The sequence below is a fragment of the Streptomyces sp. NPDC020731 genome (genome assembly GCF_044334705.1).
Lineage (GTDB): Bacteria > Actinomycetota > Actinomycetes > Streptomycetales > Streptomycetaceae > Streptomyces.
On record NZ_JBIRTN010000006.1, the window covers coordinates 171,423 to 198,405 of the forward strand.

At 71.3% G+C, this 26,983-nt stretch carries 24 protein-coding genes; 9 read left to right on the plus strand and 15 right to left on the minus strand.

From position 1 onward, the window contains the following. Positions 1–34 precede the first annotated feature (34 nt). Positions 35–640: a hypothetical protein gene (locus ACH4VX_RS11530; protein ID WP_398367152.1), complete on the minus strand. Its 606-nt coding sequence runs from the start codon at positions 638–640 to the stop codon at positions 35–37. 370 nt (positions 641–1,010) lie between these two features. Further along, entirely contained in the window at positions 1,011–1,439 is a 429-nt protein-coding gene (locus ACH4VX_RS11535; protein ID WP_398367153.1) for a DUF6643 family protein, read from the minus strand. A 295-nt stretch (positions 1,440–1,734) separates the two neighbouring features. On the opposite strand from ACH4VX_RS11535, the gene ACH4VX_RS11540 reads away from it, so the two are divergent. Further along, the gene (locus tag ACH4VX_RS11540) at positions 1,735–2,997 is read left to right on the plus strand and encodes a TerD family protein (RefSeq protein ID WP_398367154.1); all 1,263 of its coding nucleotides are present in this window, start codon (positions 1,735–1,737) and stop codon (positions 2,995–2,997) included. A gap of 12 nt (positions 2,998–3,009) precedes the next feature. On the opposite strand, the gene ACH4VX_RS11545 is transcribed toward ACH4VX_RS11540, so the two are convergent. Then, complete coding sequence (locus ACH4VX_RS11545) at positions 3,010–4,227, minus strand: glycosyltransferase (RefSeq protein WP_398367155.1); 1,218 nt, start codon at positions 4,225–4,227, stop codon at positions 3,010–3,012. A 16-nt stretch (positions 4,228–4,243) separates the two neighbouring features. On the opposite strand from ACH4VX_RS11545, the gene ACH4VX_RS11550 reads away from it, so the two are divergent. The 6 genes from ACH4VX_RS11550 (at position 4,244) to ACH4VX_RS11575 (ending at position 11,299) form a co-directional block, all read left to right on the plus strand. After that, a complete protein-coding gene (locus ACH4VX_RS11550; RefSeq protein WP_398367156.1) occupies positions 4,244–5,038 on the plus strand; it encodes a glutamate racemase in 795 nt (264 codons plus the stop codon). Between the two features lie 50 nt (positions 5,039–5,088). Further along, positions 5,089–5,634 (plus strand): hypothetical protein, encoded by a 546-nt coding sequence (locus ACH4VX_RS11555; protein WP_398367157.1) that lies wholly within the window; start codon positions 5,089–5,091, stop codon positions 5,632–5,634. Between the two features lie 575 nt (positions 5,635–6,209). Beyond that, positions 6,210–7,823: an apolipoprotein N-acyltransferase gene (lnt, locus tag ACH4VX_RS11560; RefSeq protein ID WP_398367158.1), complete on the plus strand. Its 1,614-nt coding sequence runs from the start codon at positions 6,210–6,212 to the stop codon at positions 7,821–7,823. A 65-nt stretch (positions 7,824–7,888) separates the two neighbouring features. Continuing rightward, positions 7,889–8,368 (plus strand): NUDIX hydrolase, encoded by a 480-nt coding sequence (locus ACH4VX_RS11565; protein WP_398367159.1) that lies wholly within the window; start codon positions 7,889–7,891, stop codon positions 8,366–8,368. A gap of 54 nt (positions 8,369–8,422) precedes the next feature. Then, a complete protein-coding gene (locus tag ACH4VX_RS11570; RefSeq protein WP_398367160.1) occupies positions 8,423–9,223 on the plus strand; it encodes a 3-hydroxybutyrate dehydrogenase in 801 nt (266 codons plus the stop codon). Between the two features lie 87 nt (positions 9,224–9,310). Beyond that, a complete protein-coding gene (locus ACH4VX_RS11575) occupies positions 9,311–11,299 on the plus strand; it encodes a helix-turn-helix domain-containing protein (RefSeq protein ID WP_398367161.1) in 1,989 nt (662 codons plus the stop codon). A 43-nt stretch (positions 11,300–11,342) separates the two neighbouring features. Here ACH4VX_RS11575 and ACH4VX_RS11580 read toward each other — a convergent pair whose 3' ends face one another. The 4 genes from ACH4VX_RS11580 to ACH4VX_RS11595 all read right to left on the minus strand — a co-directional run bounded on the left by ACH4VX_RS11580 (position 11,343) and on the right by ACH4VX_RS11595 (position 15,635). Beyond that, positions 11,343–12,737 carry an MFS transporter gene (locus ACH4VX_RS11580; RefSeq protein ID WP_398367162.1) on the minus strand — a complete coding sequence of 465 codons (1,395 nt, stop codon included), beginning with the start codon at positions 12,735–12,737 and terminating at the stop codon, positions 11,343–11,345. Positions 12,738–13,605: 868 nt separating this feature from the next. Then, positions 13,606–13,815 carry a glycosyltransferase family 2 protein gene (locus ACH4VX_RS11585; RefSeq protein WP_398367163.1) on the minus strand — a complete coding sequence of 70 codons (210 nt, stop codon included), beginning with the start codon at positions 13,813–13,815 and terminating at the stop codon, positions 13,606–13,608. 85 nt (positions 13,816–13,900) lie between these two features. Next, the gene (locus tag ACH4VX_RS11590; RefSeq protein WP_398367165.1) at positions 13,901–15,223 is read right to left on the minus strand and encodes a hypothetical protein; all 1,323 of its coding nucleotides are present in this window, start codon (positions 15,221–15,223) and stop codon (positions 13,901–13,903) included. 43 nt (positions 15,224–15,266) lie between these two features. Next, the gene (locus ACH4VX_RS11595; RefSeq protein ID WP_398367166.1) at positions 15,267–15,635 is read right to left on the minus strand and encodes a phosphomannose isomerase type II C-terminal cupin domain; all 369 of its coding nucleotides are present in this window, start codon (positions 15,633–15,635) and stop codon (positions 15,267–15,269) included. An 803-nt stretch (positions 15,636–16,438) separates the two neighbouring features. Between ACH4VX_RS11595 and ACH4VX_RS11600 the strand changes: the two genes are divergently transcribed. Next, positions 16,439–17,083 (plus strand): response regulator transcription factor, encoded by a 645-nt coding sequence (locus ACH4VX_RS11600; protein WP_398367167.1) that lies wholly within the window; start codon positions 16,439–16,441, stop codon positions 17,081–17,083. A 4-nt stretch (positions 17,084–17,087) separates the two neighbouring features. On the opposite strand, the gene ACH4VX_RS11605 is transcribed toward ACH4VX_RS11600, so the two are convergent. The 6 genes from ACH4VX_RS11605 to ACH4VX_RS11630 are packed head-to-tail and all read right to left on the minus strand — an operon-like array spanning position 17,088 to position 22,872. Next, positions 17,088–18,128 (minus strand): alcohol dehydrogenase catalytic domain-containing protein, encoded by a 1,041-nt coding sequence (locus tag ACH4VX_RS11605; protein WP_398367169.1) that lies wholly within the window; start codon positions 18,126–18,128, stop codon positions 17,088–17,090. Further along, the gene (locus ACH4VX_RS11610; protein ID WP_398367170.1) at positions 18,125–19,099 is read right to left on the minus strand and encodes an NAD-dependent epimerase/dehydratase family protein; all 975 of its coding nucleotides are present in this window, start codon (positions 19,097–19,099) and stop codon (positions 18,125–18,127) included. The genes ACH4VX_RS11605 and ACH4VX_RS11610 overlap by 4 nt, the downstream gene beginning before the upstream one ends. After that, positions 19,092–20,387 (minus strand): nucleotide sugar dehydrogenase, encoded by a 1,296-nt coding sequence (locus ACH4VX_RS11615; protein WP_398367171.1) that lies wholly within the window; start codon positions 20,385–20,387, stop codon positions 19,092–19,094. The genes ACH4VX_RS11610 and ACH4VX_RS11615 overlap by 8 nt, the downstream gene beginning before the upstream one ends. Then, entirely contained in the window at positions 20,384–21,811 is a 1,428-nt protein-coding gene (locus tag ACH4VX_RS11620) for a class I adenylate-forming enzyme family protein (protein ID WP_398367173.1), read from the minus strand. Before ACH4VX_RS11620 ends, ACH4VX_RS11615 begins: the two co-directional genes overlap by 4 nt. Positions 21,812–21,820: 9 nt before the next feature. Then, positions 21,821–22,096, minus strand: a complete 276-nt coding sequence (locus tag ACH4VX_RS11625; RefSeq protein ID WP_398367174.1) for a phosphopantetheine-binding protein — start codon at positions 22,094–22,096, stop codon at positions 21,821–21,823. After that, positions 22,093–22,872, minus strand: coding sequence for an NDP-sugar synthase (locus tag ACH4VX_RS11630; protein ID WP_398367175.1), 780 nt, complete (start codon positions 22,870–22,872; stop codon positions 22,093–22,095). The genes ACH4VX_RS11625 and ACH4VX_RS11630 overlap by 4 nt, the downstream gene beginning before the upstream one ends. 180 nt (positions 22,873–23,052) lie before the next feature. Here ACH4VX_RS11630 and ACH4VX_RS11635 point away from each other — a divergent pair, with 180 nt between their 5' ends. Beyond that, positions 23,053–23,931, plus strand: coding sequence for an SAM-dependent methyltransferase (locus ACH4VX_RS11635; protein ID WP_398367177.1), 879 nt, complete (start codon positions 23,053–23,055; stop codon positions 23,929–23,931). A 50-nt stretch (positions 23,932–23,981) separates the two neighbouring features. On the opposite strand, the gene ACH4VX_RS11640 is transcribed toward ACH4VX_RS11635, so the two are convergent. Both ACH4VX_RS11640 and ACH4VX_RS11645 read right to left on the minus strand, forming a co-directional pair. Further along, positions 23,982–25,397, minus strand: coding sequence for an aldehyde dehydrogenase family protein (locus ACH4VX_RS11640; protein ID WP_398367178.1), 1,416 nt, complete (start codon positions 25,395–25,397; stop codon positions 23,982–23,984). A gap of 89 nt (positions 25,398–25,486) precedes the next feature. After that, positions 25,487–26,908: an amidase family protein gene (locus ACH4VX_RS11645; protein ID WP_398367179.1), complete on the minus strand. Its 1,422-nt coding sequence runs from the start codon at positions 26,906–26,908 to the stop codon at positions 25,487–25,489. Between the last annotated feature and the right edge of the window lie 75 nt (positions 26,909–26,983).

Here is a 26,983-nt window from a genome sequence, read left to right on the forward strand (position 1 = left end):
GCGGGCACCGGGTTGACCAGAGCCGGAACGTCGGTCAGCTGCCGGTCCCGGTCCTGCCCCAGTCCGGCCCCGCCCTGTCCCATGCCCGGTCCCAGCGCGCGTACCGGCGGCGGACCATGCGCCGGACGGTCAGCCGTCTGGAACCCTCGACGAGGGCCGTGGCCACCAGGGCGGCGCCGATGCCGGCGAGCACGGCGTGCGTGGTGGCCGTCGCGGTGTCCAGGGGGCGGGCCACTGCTGTCCCGTGTCCGTCGGTCCATGTCCGGAAGCGGTCGCCCGGCCGAGGGTCCTTCAGACGCGTCGGCACCGGCCCGCTCCGCTCGGTGCCGTCCGGCGCGGTCCAGTGGGCGAGGACGCGGTGGCGCAGATCCCCGCCGGAGGAGATCTCCGGGTCGGCGGCCGACGGGGACGGATCGAGCTTGCGCACCACCGTGACCGTCACCAGGTGCCGGGACCGGTGCTGTGCGCGGACGGAACGCTGCAGGGCGTCCTGGGCGGCGTCTCCGACGAGGACGCCGACCACCGGGGCGGCGACGAGGACGAGCAGCAGCGCCGAGAGCGCCACCCATGCCTCGGCCAGGTCGGTCCCGCGGCACAACGGGTTGTGCCGCCAGCGCCGGAGTCCGCTGATCGCTCGCACGGTCCGCGCCCCCTTCCCCCCGCGGGTCCTTTCACGGATCTCTCATGAAAGGCCAACGCGCGGGCCCGGGGCCCGGTTCCCGCGCTCGCGACGGGAGCCGCGGCGTGCGGACCTCCACGATGACGCCGATGCCTCCGTTCCCGGCGCGGACAGCCCGGACGCCGCCGGTCAGAAGTTCGGCGGCGTCCGGTACGAAGCGCGGGGTCGGCGCTGTCCGAGGCGGAACTGCGTTCCCTGCCGGTTGGGCAGAAGTCCGATTCCCTCCCCAGGGGCGGCCGGAAGCGGCCTCGGGGGCCTCCGGCGAATCGGGTGCGGACGGGCATGCCCGCAGGGCCGTCGTGCCGTACGGCACCGACAGCCCCGGGCGGGCTCAGTACCCGCGGTACTGCTGACTGTTGTACGGGTCCTGGTAGGGAGCGGGACCCGGCCGCGGAGCCGCGGGGCGCATCGCCTCGTAGCCGGCGGGCGGAGCCGGACGCGGCGGCTGCGGCTGCGGGCCGGGGTAGCCGCGCGGCGCGGTCGCCTGCTGCGGGATGTACGCGGCGGGCGCCTGCTGGAACGCGGCGGGCTGCGGCATCTGCGGGTAGCCGTAGGAAGGCTGGGACGGGGCCGCCGGGAGGGCGGGCAACGCCGAGGGGAGGGCGGGCAGATGACTGACCGGCGCCTCGTACGCGGCGGGGACCCGGATCGGGGCGATCTGCGGGGTGCCCCGCTCGGCCACGAGTGAGTCGTAGATCGGGGTGTCCGAGAAGGCAGCGGAGTAATAGCCGCCGCCATAAGTGGAGCGGGGGGAGGTCATGGCACATAAGTTAAGCCCACGATGTGCTGGTTGGGGAGACCGATAAGAGGGTTGTTTTCCGTGCCCGCCGTGACTGGGGATCCCCAATACGAGCGAACTTACGGAAAACGGGCGTATCGGCGAGCATGTTTCGTGTAAAGGCCGAGTTCCGGGCCGGTTACCGGCGGTTGGCCCCCGGTTCCCGCGCACTTCCCATGGGAGTTCCCCGCGCGGGGGAATAAGTTGTGCGGACGAAGACCGACGGACGCCGGGACCTTGCCTGGCGCGGCGACCCGTGATGGGGGCGGACATGTCAATGCCGAAGGGATCGAACACACCGGTGCCGACGACGGCACTGCGGGTGGACGTGGGCCGGCGCTCCGGACCCGGCGTACCCGACGCGGACGCCTCGGCCCTCCTGCTGGCCGGCGGGAAGGTCCGCTCCGACAGCGACTTCGTCTTCTACAACCAGCCCGCCCACTCCTCCGGCGCCGTGCGCCACGAGGGCAAGCGGGACGCCGGAGGGCGGGTCACCGACACCCTGCTCGTCGACCTCGCACGCGTGGAGCCCGGCATCGAGACGGTGATCCTGGCCGCCTCCTGCGACGGCGGTACGTTCGGACAGGTCCAGGATCTGTACATCGAGGTCAAGGACGCCGCGAACGGCACCGTGGCGGCCCGCTTCGACAGCACGGGCGCGACCACCGAGACGGCGTTCGTCCTCGGCGAGTTCTACCGGCGCCAGGGCGCCTGGAAGTTCCGCGCCGTCGGCCAGGGCTACAGCAGCGGACTCGAGGGCCTCGCCACCGACTACGGCATCACGGTGGACGAGCCGCAGCACCCCGCCGCCCCCGTGGCCACGGCGCCGCCCGTCGCGCCTCCGGTCACCACGCTCCCTCCGGTCGCACCGCCTCCGCCGTCCGCGCCCCCCGCGCCGGTCCGGCTGACGAAGGTGACGCTCACCAAGGCGGCCCCCTCCGTCTCGCTGACCAAGCAGGGCGGCACGTCGGGCGCCCTGCAGGTGAACCTCAACTGGGAGGTCCGCAAGCAGTTCTCGGGCTGGGCCGGCAAGCTGGGCCGCCCGGTCGCCATGCACTCCGACCTCGACCTCGACCTGTGCGCCCTGTTCGAACTCACCGACGGCCGCAAGGGCGTCGTCCAGGCCCTCGGCAACGCCTTCGGCGCACTGCACCAGCCCCCCTTCATCCACCTGGACGGAGACGACCGCACCGGTGCCGTGACGAGCGGCGAGAACCTCACCGTCAACCTCGACCACAAACATCTCCTCCGGCGCGTCCTCGTCTTCGTCACCATCTACGAGGGCGCCCGCTCCTTCGCCGACCTGCACGCCACGGTCACCCTCCGGCCGCAGTACGGCGCACCGATCGACTTCTCCCTCGACGAGTGCACGGTCCCCTCGACCGTGTGCGCGCTCGCCCTGATCACCAACACCGGCGGCGGCGAGCTCGTCGTCCGACGCGAGGCCCGCTACCTGGTCCCCGAGCGGGGAGTGAGCCCGCAGCGCACCGTCGACCACGCCTACGGCTGGGGCATGAACTGGACCCCCGGCCGCAAGTGAGACGACGCCCGGTCAGCCCTCGTCGGGCACGGCGTCCGGACGTGCGTAGGTGCGGCCCTTCCAGGCCGCACCGCGCCCCCGGTGGTGCTGCACCGCCGAGTCCACCGTCATCAGCAGGTACAGGAACGCGGTGAACGGCAGCAGGGGAGCGAGCCACAGCGGCTGCCGGTAGTGACGGAGCATCGGGACGTACGTCCCCGTCATCACCAGCCAGGCCGCCGTGCCGAGGACCGCCGCGACCCCGCTCCCCGCCACCGCGCCCACGATCGCCGCGACGGGCGGCACCAGATACACCAGAACCAGCCCGGCGACCGTACCGGCCAGCAGCACCGGGCTGTGCCGCAGCTGCGCGTACGCGCTCCGCGACACCATGCGCCACAGATCGCGCAGCCGCGGATACGGACGCACGCTGTCCACCCGGTCCGCGAGCCCCAGCCAGACCCGTCCGCCGCTCCGCTTGACCGCGCGGGCGAGCGCCACGTCGTCGATGACGGCGTTCCGGACGGCGTCCGGGATCCGCGCCCGCTCGGCCGCCCCGGTACGCAGCAGCACACAGCCGCCGGCCGCGGCGGCCGTCCGGGTCCCCTCCCGCCCGATCCGGCGGAACGGGTACAGCTGCGCGAAGAAGTAGACGAACGCCGGTACGACCAGGCGTTCCCAGAGGCTCTCCACCCGCAGCCGGGCCATCTGCGACACGATGTCGAACCCTCCGGTACGGGCCGCCGCCACCAGCCGGCGCAGACTGTCCGGGGCGTGCGCGATGTCGGCGTCCGTCAGCAGCAGGTACTCGGGGTCACGCGCGCGTGCCAGTCCGATGCCGTGCCGCACCGCCCACAGCTTGCCGGTCCAGCCGGCGGGGGGCTCGCCCGGAGAACCCACCGTGAGCGGCAGCCCGCCGTGCCGGTCCGCGAGCTCCCGCGCGAGCCCTCCGGTGCCGTCCGTACTGCCGTCGTCGACGAGGAAGACCTCGGCCCGGCCCGGATAGTCCTGGGCGAGCAGCGAGGGCAGGCTCGCGGGCAGCACGGCCGCCTCGTCACGCGCGGGGACCACGACACACACCGACGGCCATGTCTCCGGGTCGCGGGACGGCGGGAGCCGCACATCCGTACGCCAGAAGAAGCCCTGGCAGAGCAGCAGCCACCACCAGGCGGCGAGTGATCCGGCGGCACTCCACACAATGGCGCTCACCTGCCGCAGTCTGCCCCACGGCAGGGGCCCGAAGCGGCTCATCGTCTATCGTGGCCGGGTGAAGATCGCGCTCATGGACTCCGGAATCGGTCTGCTGGCGGCCACCGCCGCGGTACGGCGCCTGCGCCCCGACGCCGATCTCGTCCTCTCCCTCGACCCCGACGGCATGCCCTGGGGACCCAGGACGCCGGAGGACCTCACCGAGCGCGCCCTCGCCGTCGCCGAGGCCGCGGCCGCACACCGGCCCGACGCGCTGATCGTCGGCTGCAACACCGCCACGGTGCACGCCCTCACCGCCCTGCGCGCCCGTCTCGAGCCCGGCCTGCCGGTCGTCGGCACCGTCCCGGCGATCAAACCGGCCGCGGCCGGCGGCGGACCGCTGGCGATCTGGGCCACCCCGGCCACGACCGGCAGCCCCTACCAGCGGGACCTGATCGAGAACTTCGCCGACGGCGTCACCGTCGCGGAGGTGCCGTGCTGGGGGCTCGCCGAGGCCGTGGAGCGCGCGGACGAGGCGGCGATCGACACCGCCGTCGCCGCGGCCGCCGAGCTGACCCCGGACGATGTGACGACCGTCGTCCTGGGCTGCACCCATTACGAACTGGTCGCCGAGCGCATCCGGGCCGCCGTGCAGCGCCCCGGCCGCCCGCCGCTCGCCCTGCACGGCTCCGCCGGAGCGGTGGCCGCCCAGGCCCTGCGCCGCCTCGGCGAGCGGCCCGCCCCCGGGGCGCCGGCGAGCGGCGCCCTGACGGTGCTGCTGAGCGGACGCGAGGGCACGCTCCCCACGGCCGCCCTCACCTATGCGGAGGGCCGACTGCTGCGGCAGGCGGCCGCCGCCCGGACGGCGCAGTAACGCTGTGCCGCGCGGTACCCACTGAGCGAATCCTGGGTAATCTCGAATTCATGAGGGACCACCGCCACGGCGAGCATGCCCCGTACCCCGAGGTCTGGACCGGTCGCGCGACCAACCGCTTCCAGTGGCTCCTGGCGCTGATCGGCGCCGCCTGCCTGGCGCTCGGTATCGCGCTGGCCGTCGACTCCGCGTGGACGTCCGGCATCGCGCCGCTGGCCATGGCCGTCGTCGGCTGCATCGCCGCCGGGCTGCTGGTCCTGTTCGGCACCCTCGCCTTCGTGCATGTCGCGCTGCGGGTCGACGAGGACCACCTGGAGGTGCGCTGCGGCCACATCGGCGTCCCCCGCCGCCGCATCCCGCTCTCGCACGTCGCGGGCGCGGAGTTCGCCCCGCACGTCACCCCGCGGCACTGGGGCGGCTGGGGGTACCGCTGGCGGCCCGAGAAGGGCACGGCGGTCGTCGTACGCCGTGGTGAGGGCATCGTCCTGCGCCTGTGGGACGGCCACACCTTCACGGTCACCGTGGACGACGCGGAAGCGGCGGTAACCGTCATCCGCGACCGCCTCCGCCCCCACAAACCGGGCGCCACCCACTGAACCACCGCCCCCGTACCCGCGGGCGGTCACCCGCCGCCGCTCCCGCGGGCGGTCGTGCCTCCCCAGTGCCTCAAGGGCCTGGGGGTGCCCCCTCCGAGGGAGGCGCCCAGCGAGCGCCGTGCCGCGCGAGCACCCTCCCGCGAGCGCCGGTCACCGCATCACACGCCCCCGCCCGGACGCCCCTCGCAGCGTCCCGCATCCTCCGCGAACGGCCGGGACGCAGCCGGCCCCGCCAGCAGCCCTCCACCCACGGACACCGCCGTGAAGCTCAGCGCGTTGCCCAAGGCGGCGACGCCGACGAGCACCGTCGGAGAAACCCCCGCACCGAGCACCACCGGCGTCGCCCCCGGCCTGTGACGGGTCCCGGCCGCCGCCGGCGCCGCGGAGGGCCGCGCGACCAGGGCACCGGCACGCCGTAACGGCTGGTGCCCGGTTCGGGGACGTGTGGTGACAAGTCGCGCGGAAACGGTGCGGCACGCGGCCCGCACACCCGGGGCGGGCGAGGGCCCGCCCGGTGTCCTCCGCCCCGCCGACCGTGCTGTCGGCCGCCAGGTCACGCGCCGTAGACTCCCGGAGTGACCGTCACCGCAACCTCCGTCGGCGAGTCGGACCCGATGCCGCCGCAGACCGCGCCCCCGGCGCGGGGCAGGCGGCTCGTGCGCCTCCTCCCGGCCGCAGCAGCCGCGCTCTCGGGCCTGCTCCTCTACGTCAGCTTCCCGCCGCGCACCTTGTGGTGGCTGGCCCTGCCCGCCTTCGCCGTCTTCGGCCAGGTGCTGCGCGGCCGGAGCTGGAAGGCGGCGCTCGGCCTCGGCTACCTCTTCGGCCTCGGCTTCCTGCTGCCGCTGCTGGTGTGGACCGGTGTGGAGGTCGGCCCCGGCCCGTGGATCGCCCTCGTGGTGATCGAGGCGGTCTTCGTCGCACTGGTCGGCGCGGGCGTCGCCGCGGTGTCGAAACTCCCCGGATGGCCGGTGTGGGCGGCGGCGCTGTGGATCGCCGGCGAGGCGGTACGCGCGCGCGTGCCGTTCAGCGGCTTTCCCTGGGGCAAGATCGCCTTCGGTCAGGCGGACGGCGTCTTCCTGCCGCTCGCCGCGCTGGGCGGCACTCCGGTGCTCGGCTTCGCCGTCGTGCTGTGCGGCTTCGGCCTGTACGAGATCGTCCGGCTGGCCCTCCAGGCCCGGCGCACCGGAACCGTACGGCGTGCCGCGGCGGTCGTCGGCGTGCTGAGCGTCGTCGTCCCACTGGTGGCCGCCCTCACCGCCCGGTCGCTGCTCAGCGACAAGGCCGAGGCCGGCACGGTGACCGTCGCCGTCATCCAGGGCAACGTGCCCCGCCTCGGCCTGGACTTCAACTCCCAGCGGCGCGCGGTCCTCGACTACCACGCGCGGGAGACGGAGCGCCTGGCCGCCGACGTCGCGGCCGGCAGGGCCGAGCACCCCGACATCGTGCTGTGGCCGGAGAACTCCTCCGACATCGACCCCTTCACCAACGCCGACGCGCGCGCCGTCATCGACAAGGCGGCCAAGGCCGTCGACGCGCCCATCTCGGTCGGCGGCGTGGTCGCCAGGGACGGCAAGCTGCTCAACGAGCAGATCCTCTGGGACCCGGCGAAGGGCCCCGTCGACACCTACGACAAACGGCAGATCCAGCCGTTCGGCGAGTACCTCCCGCTGCGCTCGCTCGTGGGGGCGATCAACGAGAACTGGACGTCGATGGTCAGCCGGGACTTCAGCCGGGGCGGCGAGCCGGGCGTCTTCACCATGAGCGGTGCCGGCGTCGGCCTGGTCACCTGCTACGAGGCCGCCTTCGACTGGGCGGTGCGCGACACGGTCACCGCCGGCGCCCAGCTGATCTCGGTGCCCAGCAACAACGCCACGTTCGGCCGCAGCGAGATGACCTACCAGCAGCTCGCCATGTCCCGGGTCCGCGCCGTGGAGCACAGCCGCGCCGTCACCGTCCCGGTGACCAGCGGGGTCAGCGCGATCATCATGCCCGACGGGGAGATCACGCAGAGGACCGGCATGTTCGTCGCCGACTCGCTGGTGCGGGAGGTGCCGCTGCGCACCTCCCGGACCCCCGCCACCCGCCTCGGCATCCTCCCGGAGATCGCCCTCGTCCTGGTCGCCGCGGGCGGACTGGGCTGGGCCGTCGCCTCCGGGGTGCGCGGGCGACGCGCCGGTGGGGTGCGGTAGTACGCCCGCCGCACGCCCCCCGAAGCGCCGGGGAGGGCCCTGACCGGCCGGTTAGGGTCGGGGGCATGGCTACTCCTGACTTCATCCGTACCCTGCGCGCCTCCGCCGGTCACCAGCTGCTCTGGCTCCCCGGGGTCACCGCGCTCGTCTTCGACGACGAGGGCAGAGTCCTGCTGAACCGCCGGACCGACACCCGCGAGTGGTCGGTGATCGGTGGCATCCCCGACCCCGGGGAGCAGCCCGCGGCCTGCGCCGTGCGGGAGGTCGAGGAGGAGACCGCGGTGCGCTGCGCCATCGAGCGGGTCGTACTGGTCCAGGCGCTGGACCCGGTGACGTACGGCAACGGCGACGTCTGCCAGTACATGGACATCACCTTCCGCTGCCGTGCCCTCGGCGGTGAGGCACGGGTCAATGACGACGAGTCGCTGGACGTCGGCTGGTTCGCCGTGGACGCGCTGCCGGAGCTGAACGAGTTCGCGCGCTTCCGCATCAAGCAGGCCATGTCCGACGCACCCACATGGTTTGACCCCACTGGAATTGGTTGAACTGTAGGGCCTGGCCATATGTGGCGGCATACGGGTGCTGCCTAGGGTCGAGACATGACCGCGTCCCGTGCCCTTCCGGCCCTCCACGCCACCCCGCTCGACCTCGGCGGCCGTACCGCCCTCGTCACCGGCGCCGCCGGCGGCATCGGCCGCGCCTGCGTGCTGCGGCTCGCGGCCGCCGGGGCCAAGGTCAGAGCCGTCGACCGGGACGCCGCGGGCCTGGAGACGCTCGCCGAGACGGCCCGGGACCTCGGGGGCGCCGTCGAGCCGCACGTCCTCGACCTCACCGACCTGGACACCGCCGAACTCGCCGCCGCGGGCACCGACGTGCTGGTCAACAACGCCGGGCTGCAACTGGTCCGCCCCATCGAGGAGTTCCCGCCCGATGTCTTCCACACGGTGCTCACCGTGATGCTGGAGGCACCCTTCCGGCTCATCCGGGGCGCCCTGCCCCATATGTACGGCCAGGGGTGGGGCCGCATCGTCAATGTGTCCTCGGTCCATGGACTGCGCGCCTCGGCTTATAAGTCCGCCTATGTAGCCGCCAAACACGGTCTGGAGGGACTGTCCAAGACCACCGCCCTCGAAGGCGCACCCCATGGCGTCACCTCCAACTGTGTGAACCCCGCCTATGTACGCACCCCACTGGTCGAAAAGCAGATCGCCGACCAGGCCCGTGCCCACGGCATCCCCGAGGAACGTGTCCTGTCCGAGGTGATGCTGCAGGACAGCGCCGTCCGGCGGCTCATCGAACCGGAGGAGGTCGCCGAGGCGATGGCCTACCTGTGCGGCCCGCAGGCGTCCTTCGTGACCGGGACCTCACTGGTCCTGGACGGCGGCTGGACCGCGCACTGAGGCATCGGCCACCAGCGGCCGACCGTCGGCCGACAAGGTTTTCCACAGGCCTGACGGGACGGCCGCGGGATGAGGAATCCTGTGAGCATGTCCCGCGATCACGTGCAGTCCGCCGAGCGTCCCGCCCCCGCTGCCGGAGCGCCGGGCCGGGCACATTCCGGCACCGGCCCTGCCGCCGGCGGCGCCGAGACGCCGTTCCTGGAGCTGCTGGCCCGCGGCGCCTCCGCCGAGGCGTACGAGCAGCCGGTGCTGCTCGCCCGCGCCGAAGGGCTGCCCGCCGAGCGGATCGCCGCCCTCCAGCAGGCCAGGACGCTCGCCCTGCGGGTGCGCGCGGAGCTGGAGGGGCGCCGCCGCCGGGAGGCCGAGCTGTCCGCCCTCTTCGAGACCGCCCACGACCTCGCCGGACTGCGTGACCTGGACGCCGTGCTCCAGGCGATCGTGCAGCGCGCCCGCTCCCTGCTCGGCACCGACGTCGCCTACCTCAGCCTGAACGACCCGGCCAGGGGCGACACCTACATGCGGGTCACCGAGGGTTCGGTCGCCGCCCGCTTCCAACAGCTGCGCCTCGGCATGGGGGAGGGACTCGGCGGCCTCGTCGCCCAGACCGCCCGCCCCTACGTCACCGACGACTACTTCCGCGACGACCGCTTCCAGCACACCCACAGCATCGACACCGGCGTGCGGGACGAGGGGCTCGTCGCGATCCTCGGGGTGCCCCTGATGCTGGGGCACCACGTCATCGGCGTCCTGTTCGCCGCGGACCGGCGGGCCCGGGTCTTCGAGCGGGAGCAGATCGCCCTGCTCGGTTCCTTCGCCGCCCTCGCGGCGGCCGCCCTCGACACCGCCAACCTGCTCGCCGAGACCCGCTCGGCCCTCGCCGGTCTGGAGCGCGCCAACGAGATCATCAAGGACCGCAGCGCGGTCATCGAGCGCGCCTCGGACGTCCACGACCGGCTGGCCGAGCTGGTCCTGCGCGGCGGCGGGGTGCACGACGTGGCCGCCGCCGTCTCCCAGGTCCTGGACGGCACGGTGGAGTTCACCGAGGCCACCGCGGCACCCGCCCGGGCCCTCGAGTCCTCACGGGCGGAAGGCCACGCGGTACGGCACCGGGACGACTGGATCGCCGCGGTGGCCGCCGGCGACGAACTCCTGGGCGCGCTGGTCCTGCGCGGCCACCCCGGCCTCGACCCCGTCGACCAGCGCACGCTGGAACGCGCGGCCATGGTCACCTCACTGCTGCTGCTCGCCCGCCGCTCCGCCGCCGAGGCCGAACAGCGCGTCCGCGGCGAGCTGCTCGACGACCTGCTCGACGCCCGCGACCGGGACCCGCGCCTGCTGCGCGAGCGCGCGGCCCGGCTGGGCGCCGACCTCGACGCCACCCACGCCGTGCTAGCCGCCCGGCTGGAAGGCGGAACCGCCGACGCCGACGAAGAGGCGGACGCCCGCAGACGGCTGTGGGCCGCGGCCTCCCACCTCGCGGCCACCCGGCAGGGCCTCGCCGCCGCACGCGACGGCGGCACCGTCCTGCTGCTGCCCCTCGCCCCCGGCGACACCGCCACCGACCTGGCCCGCCGCACCGCCCGGCACCTGGGCACGGCCGTCCACGAACCGGTCACCGTCGGCGCGTCCGCCCCGGTCGAACACCTCACCGCCCGCCCCGACGCCGTGGCGGCGGCCTACGTGGAGGCCCGTCGCTGCCTCGACGCCCTGCGCCTCCTCGGCCGCTCCGGTGACGGCTCCGCCGCCGAGGACTTCGGCTTCCTGGGGCTGCTGCTGGCCGGCGAACGGGACATCACCGGCTTCGTCGGCCGCACCATCGGCCAGGTCGTGGCGTACGACGAGCGGCGCGGCACCGAGCTGCTGCGCACCCTCGACGCCTACTTCGCCTGCGGCATGAGCCCCGCCCGCACCAAGGACGAACTGCACGTCCATGTGAACACGGTCGCCCAGCGGCTGGAACGCGTCGGCCGCCTCCTCGGCGACGACTGGCAGAGCCCGGCACGGGCCCTGGAGATCCAGCTCGCCCTGCGTCTGCACCGCCTGTCGGCGGGCACGACGCCTCCCGCACGGCGCTGACCCCCGTACGCGGCGCGCGTACGGGGGCAAGCGCCGTGGCGGATCAGACGGTGCGCGCGTCCCGGGCGGCCGGGGCCGCCTCGACGGACCCTCCCGTGTCACCCGACGGAGCCACGTCCGCCAGGTCACGGTGGCGGGTCTCCTTGGCCGCCGCCACGGCGACGACCGTCAGCAGGCTCGCCGCGATGACGTACAGCGCGATGGGAGTGGAGCTCTCGTAGTCCGCGAGCAGGGCGGTGGCGATCAGCGGCGCCGGCGCGCCCGCCGCGACGGAGGCGAACTGGGCGCCGATGGAGGCACCGGAGTAGCGCATCCGGGTCGCGAACATCTCGGAGAAGAAGGCGGCCTGCGGTGCGTACATCGCCCCGTGCAGCACCAGACCCACGGTCACCGCCAGCAGCAGGCTGCCGAAACCGCCGGTGTCGATGAGAGCGAAGAACGGGAACATCCACAGCCCCACCCCGGCCGCGCCGATCAGATACACCGGACGCCGGCCGAGCCGGTCCGACAGCGCGCCCCAGGCAGGGATGACGGCGAAGTGGACCGCCGAGGCGATGAGCACCGCGTTGAGCGCGGTCTGCTTCGAGACACCGGCCGAGGTGGTGGCGTACACGAGGATGAACGCGGTGATCACGTAGTAGCTGATGTTCTCCGCCATACGCGCCCCCATCGCCACCAGCACGTCACGCCAGTGATGCCGCAGGACCGCCACGACCGGCATCCGTTCGGCGTCCGCGTCCACGTCCGCCTTGCGGGCCTCGGCCTGCTCCAGTGCCTGCTTGAACACCGGCGATTCATCGACAGAGAGACGAATCCACAGACCGACGATCACCAGCACCCCGGACAGCAGGAACGGGATCCGCCAGCCCCAGGCCCCGAACGCGGAGTCCGACAGCACGGCGGTCAGCAGCGACAGCACACCGGTCGCCAGCAGCTGCCCCGCCGGCGCGCCGGTCTGCGGCCACGAGGCCCAGAATCCGCGCCGCCGGGCGTCCCCGTGCTCGGACACCAGCAGCACGGCACCGCCCCACTCACCGCCGAGCGCGAACCCCTGGACCAGCCGCAGCACGGTGAGCAGCACGGGCGCGGCGCTGCCGACGGTCGCGTGGGTGGGCAGCAACCCGATCGCGAACGTCGCCCCGCCCATCATCAACAGGCTCAGCACCAGCAGCTTCTTGCGCCCCAGCCGGTCCCCGTAGTGCCCGAAGACCAGCGCGCCGAGCGGCCGCGCGGCGAACCCGACGGCGTAGGTGAGGAATGACAGCAGCGTGCCGACGAGCGGGTCGGAGTCCGGGAAGAACAGCTTGTTGAAGACGAGCGCGGCGGCGGAGCCGTAGAGGAAGAAGTCGTACCACTCGATGGTGGTGCCGATGAGGCTGGCGGCGACGATGCGCTTGAGACTGGCGGGGGGTGGGGGAGCGGTGGTTCCGGAGGCCATGTGCGCCACTTCCTCGTGTGCGGTGGGGACGGGTACGTGTCGGCACACCGTAGAAAGACGCAGGTGAGGCGCACATGTGGTGAGGAAACATAGTTCGGGGGTTGGCTATGCGTGTGGCCACCATGCCGGCTCACGGAAAGGTGCTTCAGGGGCTCGATGATCGTCGAAACGAGTACTGTCTGGGACGTGTGGTTGAGGGTGATCTGACGATGCGATGCTGAATGAAAGCCCACGTCATCCCCCTCTTCACCTGTCCCGTGCTGACTTGGTGCTGACTGCGCTTCGTTGAACTCGGGCACCTGGGGTTGATCGGTTCGGAGTCGTCGCGTGGTGGATGACCGAGCTGAGAGACCGGGCCCGGCCTTGATGCTCAGCCGCCGTGGGCATGGGCAAAGCGTTGCGCCTGGGCGGGGTGTGCGCTCGTCCCAGCGGATTCTTCGTCTGTTGCTGGTACACGTGCAGCACGCCATTGACCAGCGAAAACCGATCCTCTCGGCGCCCGGAGTGGTTCGCTGGCACGGGAACGGCTGGCGCGTCCTCGTACGTGCGCAGGGTGAGGCGGAGGTTTCGCGCATCCCGGAACGAGCGACGGAAGACCTTGTTCCACATCATGCGGTCATGTACCAGGGCGGTGTGGCGGCGGATGTGGGTGCGGCATCAGGCACGGGCGAACACGTCCTGGTATCCCGGGTGCGGACGCACCCCGGTGCTGTCCAGGTGGCGTACGTCCTCGGTCGTGAAGTCGGATCCTGCAACGTCGAGCGAAGCGACGTGAGCGGCGTACGCGCCGGTGGGCACAACGTCGTCACCGCGCAGGACGCGAGACATCTGCCGCGTGCCGCGCGGACGCCCGCGTTGCGTGCGGCGCTCAACCCCGAGTTGCGTTGCGCCAGTACGCAGTCCGGGGGTCCGTGTGAGCCCACTTGTCGGCGACGGAACGGCTTCTGTCCGTGGATCCGTCGTCGACGACGATGATCTCGGTGCCCGCCAGGTGTGGGTCGACCAGGGAATCCAAGCATGCAGCCAGACAGAGTTCAACGTTGAACACCGTTATGCCGATGCTCAGGGCCGGCGGCATGGCGCCGCCCGTCCTTCCAATGGGTGGGGTTTCGGCGCAGAGGCGGCCCGGCTGCACGGGGCCGGACGACCGGTGAACGGCGTGCTCAGCATGCGAGCGCCTGTTCGACGAGGAAGGCTTCCAGGTCCTTCAGCAGCAGAGCGGCGTCGGCCGGTGGTGTCCGGTCGTCGTCGCACACCAGAGTGATCAGACAGTCACGACCGGCGTCGTGCAGGTTCGCGAAGAAAGTCGCGTCGGACATGTCCCGCCGGTCGACCACGGTGAGGGAGGTGCCTTCTCGCGTCCCCTTACGGAGATCGTCGATTTGCTGTTCCAGCCCCGACCACGAGCCGCGTTCGCGGCGCACATCGTTGAAGTAGTGGGAAAGATCCGTCGCCGATCCCCGCTCGGAAAGACCGGAGAGTACGTCGCGCCATTTCACGGAGTCGTACCGCGCGCGAGCGTAAGCTCTGAAGGCACGTATGTTGACATCCTTCACGAACATGGAGAACTCCGCGTCGGGTCGCTCCCGAGGAAGGAGTATCAGTCCGTTTCCGATGGTTTGCCCGACGTGACCGCCGAGTTGTGGAAGCATGCGGTTATTGCAGACCGAAAGCATGGCGGAGAACTTCCGGTCGATGTGCCGGCGGATCATGGTGGTCAGGGCCGCTGTCAGGACACTGGCGGTGCTGGTGTTGTGAAAGACCGCAAGTGCCTGGGTGGCGATCGCCATGGCCCGCGAACGAATCTCGGTGACGGAGTACGCGCCGGCCGTGGTGTTCAACAGGCCGCACCCCGGCGGCAGGCGGGTCGCGCTCTCGACCCAGTGGCCTATCACCGCATCGCTCCTGCGGACTCCGGTGGCCGACTGTTCGTGTTTGATCAGCGCCTCATTCTGTATGCAGGTCGGGGACGGCTCGCGTCCCTCGACGGCGTCACGCAGGTGCCGGACGAGGAGGCGGTAGGCCGCTCCGTCGAACGCGAGGTGCGACATCACGATCCCCACCTGGGTGACGACTGCGCCCCGATGTATCAGTTCGAGACGAATCGGTGGTTCCTGCAGGTCGAAGGGCAGCGCGTAGAGTTCGGAGCTTTGCGCGGCTGCATCACCCGGCGTACCGGAATCGATTCCCCACCGGACGGGGATGCGGACCTCTCCTCGGAAAAATGCCGTGCCGGTCCTCTCGTCGAAGGCGAGACGGAAGACGTCGAACCGATTCAGGCACCGTTCGATGCGGAACAGGGCATCGCTGACACCTACCGGGCGGCCTACCGAAAAACCCCCGACAATGTTGAGCCGACGGGATCGCGGGCCGAGCGCATTGATGCTTTCCCACATGGTCCCCTGTCCCCAGGACAGGGGAAAAGGTCCGGCCTCCGCGCCGTGCAGCCATATTTCGCTTGGATTTCGTTGATGGGTGGTCGGCATTCGAATCCCCCTGTCTCGGGCAGTCCGCTGTGACAACCGGTGCTCAGCCCGGTACGTAATAGTGATCGGCCAGCCGCTCGATGTCGTCCTCGTCGAAGAATCCGAATGCTATCTCCAGGAACTGGCCGGGCGAACGACCTGTGTTGCCGATCCGATGTGCGATGCCACGGGGTATCCAGATGCGTTCGCCGGGCTTCGCTGTCCAGGCCCGACCGCCGATCTCCACTGCGAGCGGGTGGTTGAGGACGGTCCACCACTCGTCGCGTTTCTCGTGACGGTGAAGGCTGAGGTGGTGGCCGGGGTTGACGGTGATGAACTTTACCGTCGATTCGGTATTGAGCGTCATCATCTCCTGATGGCCGTAAGGCCGCTCGTAGAATTCAATCGTGGGCTCGGTCGAGTCATCCTTCATGTCGTCACTTCCCGTCTCGGTCGCTCCGCACGGCAATGCAGATGTTCACGGCACGTCATGCGGGACGCTTTGGGTGCTCTTTGGCCGGGTTGCCGGAATTCTGGCTCGAGGGTGTTCTGCCCGCCGAACGCGGGCTCTCGTGTGCGATGCACGGGGAGGTCTAGGAAAGCGTGTGCGGATGTGATCCAATAAGTAAGAACCTGCGCCAACGGCAGCCTCCTCCTGTCGGCTGCTTTTGGGCAACTCCGGGTCTCGAAGAGGCGCTGGAGCATTGCCTCGATGAAATGCTCGGGTTCGGCCGCCGTCCGGGGTGGCTCCGAGCCCTCGGGACGTAGGCGGCTGGGCGATGCGGCGATATTCATTCCTCATGGATGCTGTCGCGCCCCCGAGCCCGACCGCCCGGCCATCAGGCGTACCTCGGAGGGGGTATGGATGCGAACGGTGAAGCTGGAGAGTCCCGCGACTCCGCTGCGGGAGCGAAGAAGCCGGCAGAACGATCACTCCTGGGTAATGTGCGACGGTCCGGTGTCGTAGAGCGCCGGAGCGGGAGCTGCGCACAGATCCGTGCGGCGCGCGCACCCCGGGCGCACGTCTCCCCGTGATGGGTTCGGTTCACTGATATGGCCTGTGCCGTTCCTTCGGCCATACGTCAGAACAGCGCCACGGCCTTGCGCGGTCATCTCCCTTCGATCGGTTGTCTTCTCTCCTCTGCGCCTATTGGGCGTGAACAGCATCGATTTCGACGAACGCAAGGAGAACTCCTTATGTCTTCGGATCACACCTCGGAGCCCGCTCGTCTGCGGGTGGTGGTTCTCGTCGGGGACGAGATCCTGCGCCTCGGCCTGACCGCCCTCCTGACCTCGTTATCGGTGGTCCGGCAGGTGCGTGACTGTGTGACGTGGGACGACACTGAGCAGATCATCCGTGCCGGGGAAGCGGACGTCGTCCTTCTGCACGAGTCCGACGACGAGTGGCAGCGGGCGGTGGAGGGCGGCGGGTTCCGCCCGGCCGCGACACTGATGCTGTTGCACGACTACCGGGCGAGTGATCAGTTGTTCCAACACCCTCACACCCCGGACGGGTTCGTGGTGCAGGGCAACCTCACCGCCGAGACGCTCACGACGGCCCTGCAGCGCGTCACTGCCGGTGAGGTCGCGATGCCGAGCCTGCTTGCTCGCGATCTGATGCAGCGGGTCGGCGCGTCGACCCCGCACCAACGGCGCCACCGTGCCGCCCTCACACCGAGAGAGAACGAGACGCTCGTCCTTCTGGCGCAGGGGCTGAGCAACAAGCAGATCGCTCGGCGACTGCAAATTTCCAGCCATGGCGCCAAACGCATCGTGGCCAGCCTGCTGATGAAACTGGACGCGCCCAACCGCACCATGGCGGTGGTCACCGCGATCAACTCCGGACTGATCCAGCAAGGCGTCCGTACCTCCCAGAAGTAACATCTCAGTCCTCGTGCACCATGATCACTTTGACTGCCTCTCGGCGGTCGAAGAGCTGATACGCCTCCACGGCGTCAGTCAACGGAAGCCGGTGCGACACGACCACGGTCGGATCCAGCAGGCCGGCGCGGACCAGGGCGGTGACCCTTTCCCCGTCACGGATCGGGTCGCCCACCACGAAGCGAAGCGTCAGCTCGTTTGCGAAGGCACGTTGGACGGCCAGTGGGGGTGGCTCGGTGCTCGGCGCGCCGACCACGACGACCGTGGCGTGCTGCCCGGCGGCGTCGATCGCGCAGTCGAGGGCGGCGGCACTGCCCACCGCCTCGACTACGGCCCGGGCACCACTCCCACCGGCCGCAGCCTGCAACACCGCGGGCAACTCGGTCGGCGTCGTTGCTTCCAGCCCCAACGACCGCGCGGCGGTCCGTCGGCGTGCCTCCGGGTCGGCCAGTACCACCAACGCCGCGCCGCAGAGCCGTAGACACAGCGCGGACAGCAGGCCCACAGGTCCGGCACCGACGACGCCGACCACGTCGCCGGGAGTGATCCTGGTGGCAGCCGCCGCTGCGTATCCGGTACTGAGGACGTCGCCCACGAACAGCATCTGCTCGTCGCTGAGCTCGTCCGGGCAGACGGAAAGAACTGTGTCGGCGAACGGCACCCGGACCAGCTCCGCTTGCCCGCCGTCCAGCGGCCGGCCCACAACGTCGGAGTAGCCGAACAGACCGACCTGGTCGCACTGGTAGTGCCAACCGCGTGCACAGGAGGCACAGCGACCGCACGCCACCACGTCGGACGCCACCACACGGGTGCCGAGAGGCAGATCCACCTCACTGCCGGTTTCGGCGACCACGCCGACGAACTCGTGACCGAGCACCGTGTCGGGTCGGAATCCGGCCAGCTCTCCGCGGTACGGATGCAGGTCGGTGCCGCAGATGGCGGAGCGGGTCACCCGGACCAGCGCATCCCGGGGGCCCTGCAGCCGTGGCGCGGCTCGTGCGACCAGCTCGACATGACGTGGCCCGCGATAGACGACAGCTCTCATCGTGCCTCCCCGGCAGCGTTCTCGGTGTACCAGTCGAAGGTGCGCCGAAGACCGTCGACCAGTGCGACGCGCGGCCGGTAGTCCAGCCACCGGCGTGCCGCGCTCAGGTCGGGCAATCGTCGTTGTGGTGACCCCGGGGGAGGAGCGAGCAGTTCCAGCCGTGGCCGGCATCCCGCCAGATCGAACAGGAGCCGGGCCAGATCGATCGCGGCGATCTCCTCCTGGTCGTTGCCGATGTTGACGACGCGGGGATCGGCGTGGGGCAGCCGGGCCAGCGCGACCGTTGCGTCGATCGCGTCGTCGACGTGACAGAACGACCTGGTCTGGGTCGGACCGTAGACACGGAACGGGTTCTCACCGCGCTGCAGCCGGTCGATGAACTGAGGGATGACGTGCGAGTGGCCCATCCGGGCGCCGTACACGTTGTGGTATCGGGCGATCCTCATGCGGGTGTCCTTGCCCGCGTGCAGGGCCAGCGCCTCGGAGACCACCTTGCTCAGTGCGTACGAGGCCCGGGGAGCGTGCGGGTCGGGCACCGCGAAGGGAACCGTCTCGGAAGCCGGGAAGGAACTCAGCCCCAACGCCATTGCGCCGTCGGCGACCTCACTGGTGGAACTGAGGAAGAGCGTCCGGGGCGGATGCCGCTCACACCAGTCGAGCAGGTTGACGGTCGTCAGGACGTTCGTCCGCAGGACGTGTGCGGGCCGCTGCTGGGCGCGGGCCACGCCGACGACCGCGGCGAGGTGGTAGACGGTGTCCCAATCGCCTTTCAGATGCGTGGAGTCGATCGGTCGGCGCAGGTCGTACGGCACCACCGTCACATGGTCCCGTACCTCGAGCAGCGCGCTGTCCTCTCGCCCCCGGGAGAAGTCGTCCAGTACGGTTACCTCGGCACCGTCGGCAAGCAACCGTCGGACCAGATGCAGCCCGATGAAGCCCGCGCCGCCCGTGACCAGGACGCGCTCAGCCACGTCCGAACCTCAGGTAGCGCAGCTCCGGCTCGTTCGACAGCGTGGTGTCGAGCAGGCCCCACGTGTCCAGCACCAGCCGCGGGCCGCGCAGGAGCGGGCGCAGGAGGTCGGCGGTGAGTTTCCCGTAGTCCTCGTGGTCGGTCAGCAGCAGGACGGCATCGGCCCCGGCCAGCCCGTCGTCCAGGGCCATCGGTTCGAACCCCAATGCCTTGATCTGCTCCGGCGGCACCCGGAAGTCGTGCCCGGCCAGCGTGGCGACCGCACCGCCGAGCAGTTCGGCGACCGGACCGGCGGCGGAACCTCGCACGTCGTCCGTCTCGGGCCGCCCCTTGTACGCCATGCCGCACACCAGGACCTTGGCCCGCGAGGGAGCGACGCCGGTGCGGGCCAGCTCGTCGAGCAGCGAACGGGCCAGCAGGTTCGGCACGCTCTCGTTGACCCGGCGCGCCGCCTCGACCATGGGCGGCCGGTAGCCGGCCGAGGCAGCCGAGTGCATCAGCAGGTAGGGGTCCTTGGTCAGACAGCTACCGCCGACATATCCGGGCCGGGAGAGGTCCGGACGCGGATAGCGCAGGTTCGCGGACCGGATCAGTTCCTCGGCATCCAGGCCGAGGGCGCTCGCCATCAGTGCGACCTCGTTGCCGAAGCCGTAGATCAGGTCCGTGTGCGCGTTACAGATCAGCTTGATCATTTCGGCTGCCTCCAGCGAGGACACGGTGACCGGATCCGAACCGAGCACGGCGTGCAGCTCGGCCGCCCGCAGCACCGACCGCTCGTCCAGGCCTCCGATGATCTGCGGCAGCGAGGACATCTCCGCCAGCGCCCTGCCCTGGATCATGCGTTCCGGGGCGAACGCCAGGTGCGGTTGCGGATGCCGCTCGAGCAGCCGGGGCAACACCACCCCGCGGCATGTGCCGACCGGTACCGTACTGCGCACCACCACCAGGGTTTGGGCGCCGATGCGAGGAGCGACGGTGTCCACCGCGGCGGCCAGGTTGGTGAGGTCGGGTTCATCGGTTGCTCGGTCGACCGGTGTGCCGACGCAGATCACCACGGTGTCCGGCGGTTCCTCGGGAAGCGCGTCGGCCACAGCGAGGAGGCCCTCCGGAAGTGCCGCCAGCGCGGCGTCCAGTCCCGGTTCGAAGAACGGCGCCCGGGACTCGCGCACCGCCCGGCGTACCGCGGGCGAGGTGTCGACGCCGATCACCGCCTGGCCGGCGGCGGCGAAGGAGACCGCCAGCGGAAGTCCCACGTAGCCGAGTCCGACCACGGCGACGTACCCGCTCATGCACCGGCTCCGGGCAGTGCGCCTCGGACGACTTTGCCCATCGCGTTGCGCGGCAACGCGGTGACGACCTGCAGGTGGTGCGGTGTCTCGTAGGGGGTCAGGCGCGATCGGCAGTAAGACATGACATCCTCCGGTCCGTAACCGTCCTCGAGTACGAGGGCGGCCCACAGTTCCTCTTCCTGCGAGCTGTTCACCACGCCGTAGGCGGCTGCCTCACGCACCCCGGGGCAGTCGCCTACGACCGCCTCCACGCGTCCCGCGTTCACCTTTCGGCCGCCGACGTTGACGAACGACGCCTTGCGGCCCAGTACGGTGACCCGGCCGGCGGCGTCCACCCGTGCCGTGTCACCGGTGACGTACCAGCCGCGGTCGTACTCGGGCGGCCGGTCCGTGCCTCGATGGCCCAGCAGCATCGTGGACGTGCGCACCAGCAGCGTGCCCTCGCCGTATTCGGTCAGCTCGCCGTTCCCGGTCCGCAGCCGCCAGGAGACGCCCGGTGCCATCACGCCCAGGGCATCGGCCGGTCCGTCCTCGGCGTGGCCGTGCCGGCATGCGATCAACCCCGTCTCGGTGGACCCGTACACCTGCCGGACGGGTACGCCGAGCCGGTCCGCCGCCGAAGCGGCGACCTCGGGTGACAGCGGGCCGCCGGAGCACAGGGCCACCCGTAAGCCGGTGCGGCGACCGTGCGGCCCGATCGCCCCGGCGAGCAGCCGGCAGCCCAACGGCGTCGACAACAGCACGGTGGCATCCCGCTCCAGGCCGTCCAGCACCGCCCGGGTGCTGAACCGCTCGCCGGTCCGCAGATGGGCACCGGTGACAAGGGCCGTCGTGAGCGCTCCGACAAGACCGAACGAGTGCGCCAGCGGCACCGCCGCCAGCAGCACGTCGTCCGGGCCGAGGTCATGCAGGTCACGGTAGAGGCGCGCGCCACGGACCGCGTTGCCGGCCGGCTGGCGGGCCAGCTTGGGCGTACCGGTCGACCCCGAGGTCAGCTGGAGCACCTCTCCCTCGTGACCGGGCGGCACGGCGTCGCGCTGCCTGCCGGTCAGCAGGTCCGGGTAGGTGAGATCCGGCGGTCCGGCCGTCGTGGCGGTACCTCCCGGCGGACCCACCACCGTGGCCGAGACACGCCGTACCGGCGAACGCACGTCGGCGAGCTGGGAGGTGTCCGGCTCCAGCGGGGCGACGGCCACACCGGCGATCAGCAGACCGAACAGCACGGCCACACCGGCCGGTGAGTTGTCCAGGACGAGTGCCACCGGGCCGGGCGGCAGACCGGCGGCCGCGCCTGCGGCCTTGTGGGAGTTGTCGTGCAGGGTGCCCCAGTCGACCGACTCCCATCCGTCCTGCCGGCGGACGGACACCGCGGGTGCGCGGGGACTCTCCGTGCGACGCCTCGCGAGTTCGGCTGTGATGTCCATCCCGGTGTCTCAGGCGAGTTCGGTGTCGAGGATCTGGGCGAGCGCCGCCGGGGTCGCCTCGTCGAACACGGCCAGGAGCAGGGCCGCGCGCAACCGGTCGGCGCTCTCCTCGTCGGCTCCGAATCGCGCCACCAACCGGGAGATCAGCTCCACCGCGCGAAGCGAGTCGCCGCCACTGAGGAAGAAGTCCTCGCCCGGGGCCAGCGGGGACCGTACGAGAAGATCACCCATCTCGGTGGCGACCACTTCGGCGGACCGCATCGACGTGTCGTTGCTGCTGGTCAACGGTGCTCCTGAAGGCTGGTGTCGGACAGCACGAAGGGGGAAGCCGCGGCCGGGGCGGGCGGTTCGGTGTCCGCCCGCAGATAGCGCTCCGGGGAGGCGGCGAAATCGAGTTGGGCCGCCTGGTACGAGTCGGGGTCACCGATGTCGTGCCACGGACCGTCGAACCGGTAGGCCCCGACCCGCTGGGCGCCGGCGATCAGCCGCTCGATCAGCTCCGGCATGTCGAGCGGCGTACCCGCCGGTATGTACCGGCGCACCGCCGGATCGGCCACGTAGACGCCCGCGGCCACGTCGACCGGGAGCAGTGGCTTCTCCCGGATCGCCGTGATCCGATCAGTGCCGTCGGTATCGACCACGCCGTAGCTGATCGGCGCGTGCAGGCGGTGCACCACCACGGTCAGGCCACCCGTCCTGTGCCGATGGGCGCGGTACAACTCCGCGAAGTCGACGGCGCTGAGCACATCGCCGTTGGTGACCACGGCCGGCGCCCGCCACTCGCGCACGGCAAGCAGCGGTGCCGCGGTGCCGAGCGGCGCCTCGTCCCTCACATAGTCGATCTCCACATCCAGCCGGTGACCGTCGCCGAACGCCTCCTCGATCATTTCGCCGAGGTGGGAGACGCACAGGGTCACTCGGGTGAAACCGGCGCTGCGCAGCCGGCGGACGATGATCTCCAGCAACGGATAGGGGCCGAACCGGAGGAGCGGCTTCGGTAGCTGCTCGGTGCGTGGCAGCAGGCGGGTGCCCTTGCCACCGGCGAGAACGATCGCGTGCACGGCATCCTTCCGTTCGGGCGGAGGGGACGGCAGGGGAAGTCCGGGCGGTAACACTGGGATCAGCATGCTGGCCGTCCGCCGGCCGCGGGAGCGCCGAGCAGGCGCCCCGCAGTGTGGCAGGGCGGCCATACCCGAACGGCGGCCTGCTCCTGCGCGCGGTCCGTCACTAGCCTCGAAGGCATGACCTCAACTCCCTGGACGGCGACCTCCGGCGCGAACACGATCGGATCGGTGGCGAGGACGGCTCTGTGGACCGCTGCAGCCCGGGCACGGGAGAGCAGCCGCCCGGACCGACTTTTCACCGATCCGCTCGCGGCCCGCCTCGCCGGGCGCGAAGGACCGGAACTGCTCCGCCACTTCCACACGCGGCACGCGGCCGACGAGGGCAACCCGTTCCTGGCTGTTCGGACCCGCTGGTTCGACGACTTCCTCACCGCGCCCGATGGTCCGGACGTCCGCCAAGTGGTCGGGCTCGGTGCCGGACTGGACGCACGTGCGATCCGCCTGTCATGGCACGAGGGCACGACGCTGTTCGAGGTCGACCAGGCCGACCTGCTCGCCTACAAGGAGGAACGGCTGCGCGAGAGCGGGCTGCGCGCTCGCTGCGCACGCCGGGTGGTGCCTGCCGACCTGGCCGGCGACTGGGTGTCCGCGCTGCTCGATGCGGGATACCGGCCCGATGAGCCGTCGGTGTGGTTCGCCGAGGGCGTGCTGTTCTATCTGCCCGAGCGACTCGCCCACTCGGTGCTCGAACAAGTCGGCACGGTCTGCGCGCCGGGGACTCGGCTGGCGGTGGACCTGATCGGCACCGGCGTCTTCCGGCTGCCGTACACCCGCGAGTTCCTCGACCGGCTGGCCGAGGCGGGCAGCCCCTGGCAGTTCGGCACGGACGATCCGGCGGGCTTCCTCAGCGGATGCGGCTGGCACGTCGACGTGGTGACCGAGCCGGGGTTCCCCGACGCCGCATACGGACGGTGGCCCCGGCGGGCGAACCCCGCCGACCTGCCGGGGCTGCCGCGCAGTTACCTGGCCGCGGCGCACCTGCCTGACGCCGGATGACGGCCCGCCGGATCACCCGGCGGGCGGTGGGGATTGCCCGGCGACCCGGCTCAGCCGGCTGTCGGTGTCATCCGGGCGTTCACCACCTTGATCCGGGTGTACTCCAGCAACCCCCAGCGGCCGTACTCGACGCCCACGCCGGAACTGCGGGTACCGCCGAACGGAGCGTCGTGCCGCAGGTCGCCGTGGTGGTTGAGCCACACCGTCCCGCAGTCGAGCGCGGCGGCGACCTCGTCGGCGAGCGGCTGCGGTCCCCACACCGACCCGCCGAGACCGAACTCGGTGGCGTTGGCGCGTGTGACGGCTTCGGCCACGGTCTCGTACGCGATGACCGGGAGCACCGGGCCGAACTGCTCCTCCTTCTCCAACCGGGTGCCGGCCGGGAGATCGGTCACCACCGTGGGAGCGTGAAAGTGTCCGGGGCGGTCGAGCCGGTGCCCGCCCGTGACGATCCGGGCCCCGGCCTGCCGTGCCTCGGTCACGAACCCGGCTACCCGGGCCGCTTGGTCCGCGCTGACCAGCGGGCCGATGTCGGTGTCGTCGTCGGCGCCGTCGCCCACCACGAGTGCCCGTGCCTGTACGCTGACCGATTCGACGAACTCCCGGTGGTCGGCCAGGGGGACGTAGACGCGCTTCACTGCCGCGCAGAACTGGCCACTGTTCACCATCGCCGCCGCGAGCACCCGCCGGGCGACTTCGGCCGGGTCGGAGCCGGGCAGCACGACGGAGGCGTCGTTGCCGCCGAGTTCCAGCACCACGGGTCTGAAGTCAACGGCTGCCCGGCGGGCGATCTCCCGGCCGGTCGCCACGGACCCGGTGAACGATACGAGCCGTACACCGGCATGCCCGGCCAGGGCCGCGCCGAGCCGTCCGGCACCGGAGACGACGTTGAGCACTCCGGCCGGCAGCACGTCGTCGAGGATCCGCCCCAGCAACAGGGTGGACAGCGGGGTGAGCGGGGACGGCTTGAGCACCACGGTGTTGCCTGCGAGCAGAGCCGGGGCGACCTTGGTCACGGCCAGGATGACAGGGAAGTTCGACGGACTGATGGCGGCCACCACACCGTGCGGTACCCGGTGCAGAGCGACCCGTGTCCGCCCGTCGTCGGCGAGGGACTCGGGAGTCAGCGACAGACCGGCAGTATGGCCGAACCATTCTGCGGCCAGGGCGACTTCGGCCCGGGCCTGGACCAGAGGCTTGCCCTGTTCCCGGGTCAACAGCCGGGCTACCTCCTCGGCCCGCGCCGCCAGCGCGGCACCGCAGGCGATGAGGTGCGCCCGCCGGTCCTCCTCCGTGCGCCCCGCCCAGCCGCGGAAGGCGTGGGTGGCGGCGCCGACGGCTCGGTCGAGTACGTCGGGTGAACAGTCGGGCGCGGTCGCGAACACCTCACCGGTCGCGGGATTCTCCACCGGCAGTGGCGCGGTGCCGGTCACGGCACTGCCGGCGATGGTCATGGTTGCGTCCACAGGCACTCCTTCACGGTCGCGGGCCTTCCTTCGACGTCACAGGCACCCCTTCGAGGTCGCGGGCGCTCCTTGAAGGTCCCAGGCACCCTTCACGGCGGGTCGATCGGCGGCGAGGCCAAGGGCGGCACACCGATGCCCCCCACTCGCTCGGCCAGCAAGTCCGCCGCAGCCAAGGTGGTCAGGTCCTCCAGGTACGGGCCGACCAGTGCCACACCGACCGGAGTGCCGGAGGCGTCGAGCCGGACCGGCACGACGGTGGCGGGCAGATGACTCACCCCGGCCAGGCCGGCCCACACGATCTGGTCCCAGTACGGGCGCTCGACCCCGTCGACGACGATCCGGCGCTCGGTGAACGCTCGCTGGTCGTGGGGGATCGCCGGGCTCGCCGACACGGGCAGCAGGAGGACGTCGTACCACTGGAAGAAACTCCGCCAGGCCCGTCTGATCCGGGTCCGTCGGTCCTGTGCCCGCAGCCAGTCATGATGCCGTTGGGAGGCGAACTCGGCCCCCAGGCCCCCGCCCGGCGAATCCCGTTCCCCGCTGTCGGCGGCGGGCACAGCGCCTGCCAGTGACCGCCGCAGGATCTCATCGTTCGTCGCGAGGGTCACCCCTGGAGGAGAGGAGGGTTCGACCACGATGCCGGCCTCGGCCAGCAGCAGCCCGGCCCGGGTGACAGCGGCGCGCACCTCCCCGTCGACCGGGCAGTAAGGGTCGTCTGCCCAGACCGCGACGCGCTGCACCTGCCGCGCGGGAGGCAACGCGAGCCGCCAGGCGGGCCGGTCGAAGGGATGCGGTGCCGTGATCACGTCGAGCAGGAGGCGCAGATCGTCGACGCTGCGCCCCAGAGGCCCCACGACCGCCAGGTCAGGCCGAGTCGGCTGGTACGGCGGAAGGTGTCCGCCCAGAGGCACGATGCCGAAGCTCGGCTTGTGCCCGAAGACGCCGCAGTTGCCGGCGGGGATGCGGATCGAACCGGCGATGTCGGAGCCCAGCTCCGCCGACGTCAGTCCGGCGGCCACGGCCCCGGCGCCGCCACCCGAGGAACCCCCCGGAGTGCGGTCGGGCCGCCAGGGATTGCGTGAGACGCCGAAGACGTCGTTGGCGGTCTGCACGTCCATGCAGTGCGCGGGCACGTTCGTCTTGCCGAAGACGACCGCCCCGGCCCGGCGCAGCGCACCCACCGCCTCGGCGTCCTCACCGGGCACGTGCCCGGTGAGTTCGACGGCGCCCGCGGTGGTCCGCAGTCCGGCAGTGCTCAGACTGTCCTTCACAGTCATCGGCACCCCGTGCAGTCTCCCGGTCGGTGCGCCACGCACCGTCGCGTCGTCGGCGTCCTTCGCCCACCGCAAGGCACGTTCGTCGATGGTGGTCACCAGGTTGAGGTCGGAGTTGTACCGGGAGACACGGCTGAGCAACAGCCCGAGATACTCCCTGGCGGACAGGTCCCGTCGTGCGATGGCTGCTGCCACGCGGGTCGCGGGCCAGTGATACGGATCGTCGAGGGTCTCCACGCGGATCGAGTCTCGCCGATACGACGGGCCCGGCGCTCCCCTCCTTCCGACATAGCCAGGTGGCCCGGTCACTCG

Excerpts from the sequence above, each read along its gene's own strand:
- ACH4VX_RS11535 (WP_398367153.1), bottom strand. The coding sequence starts at position 1,439 with ATGACCTCCCCCCGCTCCACTTATGGCGGCGGCTATTACTCCGCTGCC.
- ACH4VX_RS11540 (WP_398367154.1), top strand. The coding sequence starts at position 1,735 with ATGCCGAAGGGATCGAACACACCGGTGCCGACGACGGCACTGCGGGTG.
- ACH4VX_RS11545 (WP_398367155.1), bottom strand. The coding sequence starts at position 4,227 with ATGAGCCGCTTCGGGCCCCTGCCGTGGGGCAGACTGCGGCAGGTGAGC.
- ACH4VX_RS11555 (WP_398367157.1), top strand. The coding sequence starts at position 5,089 with ATGAGGGACCACCGCCACGGCGAGCATGCCCCGTACCCCGAGGTCTGG.
- ACH4VX_RS11565 (WP_398367159.1), top strand. The coding sequence starts at position 7,889 with ATGGCTACTCCTGACTTCATCCGTACCCTGCGCGCCTCCGCCGGTCAC.
- ACH4VX_RS11570 (WP_398367160.1), top strand. The coding sequence starts at position 8,423 with ATGACCGCGTCCCGTGCCCTTCCGGCCCTCCACGCCACCCCGCTCGAC.
- ACH4VX_RS11575 (WP_398367161.1), top strand. The coding sequence starts at position 9,311 with ATGTCCCGCGATCACGTGCAGTCCGCCGAGCGTCCCGCCCCCGCTGCC.
- ACH4VX_RS11580 (WP_398367162.1), bottom strand. The coding sequence starts at position 12,737 with ATGGCCTCCGGAACCACCGCTCCCCCACCCCCCGCCAGTCTCAAGCGC.
- ACH4VX_RS11585 (WP_398367163.1), bottom strand. The coding sequence starts at position 13,815 with ATGCCGCCGGCCCTGAGCATCGGCATAACGGTGTTCAACGTTGAACTC.
- ACH4VX_RS11590 (WP_398367165.1), bottom strand. The coding sequence starts at position 15,223 with ATGCCGACCACCCATCAACGAAATCCAAGCGAAATATGGCTGCACGGC.
- ACH4VX_RS11595 (WP_398367166.1), bottom strand. The coding sequence starts at position 15,635 with ATGAAGGATGACTCGACCGAGCCCACGATTGAATTCTACGAGCGGCCT.
- ACH4VX_RS11605 (WP_398367169.1), bottom strand. The coding sequence starts at position 18,128 with ATGAGAGCTGTCGTCTATCGCGGGCCACGTCATGTCGAGCTGGTCGCA.
- ACH4VX_RS11615 (WP_398367171.1), bottom strand. The coding sequence starts at position 20,387 with ATGAGCGGGTACGTCGCCGTGGTCGGACTCGGCTACGTGGGACTTCCG.
- ACH4VX_RS11620 (WP_398367173.1), bottom strand. The coding sequence starts at position 21,811 with ATGGACATCACAGCCGAACTCGCGAGGCGTCGCACGGAGAGTCCCCGC.
- ACH4VX_RS11635 (WP_398367177.1), top strand. The coding sequence starts at position 23,053 with ATGACCTCAACTCCCTGGACGGCGACCTCCGGCGCGAACACGATCGGA.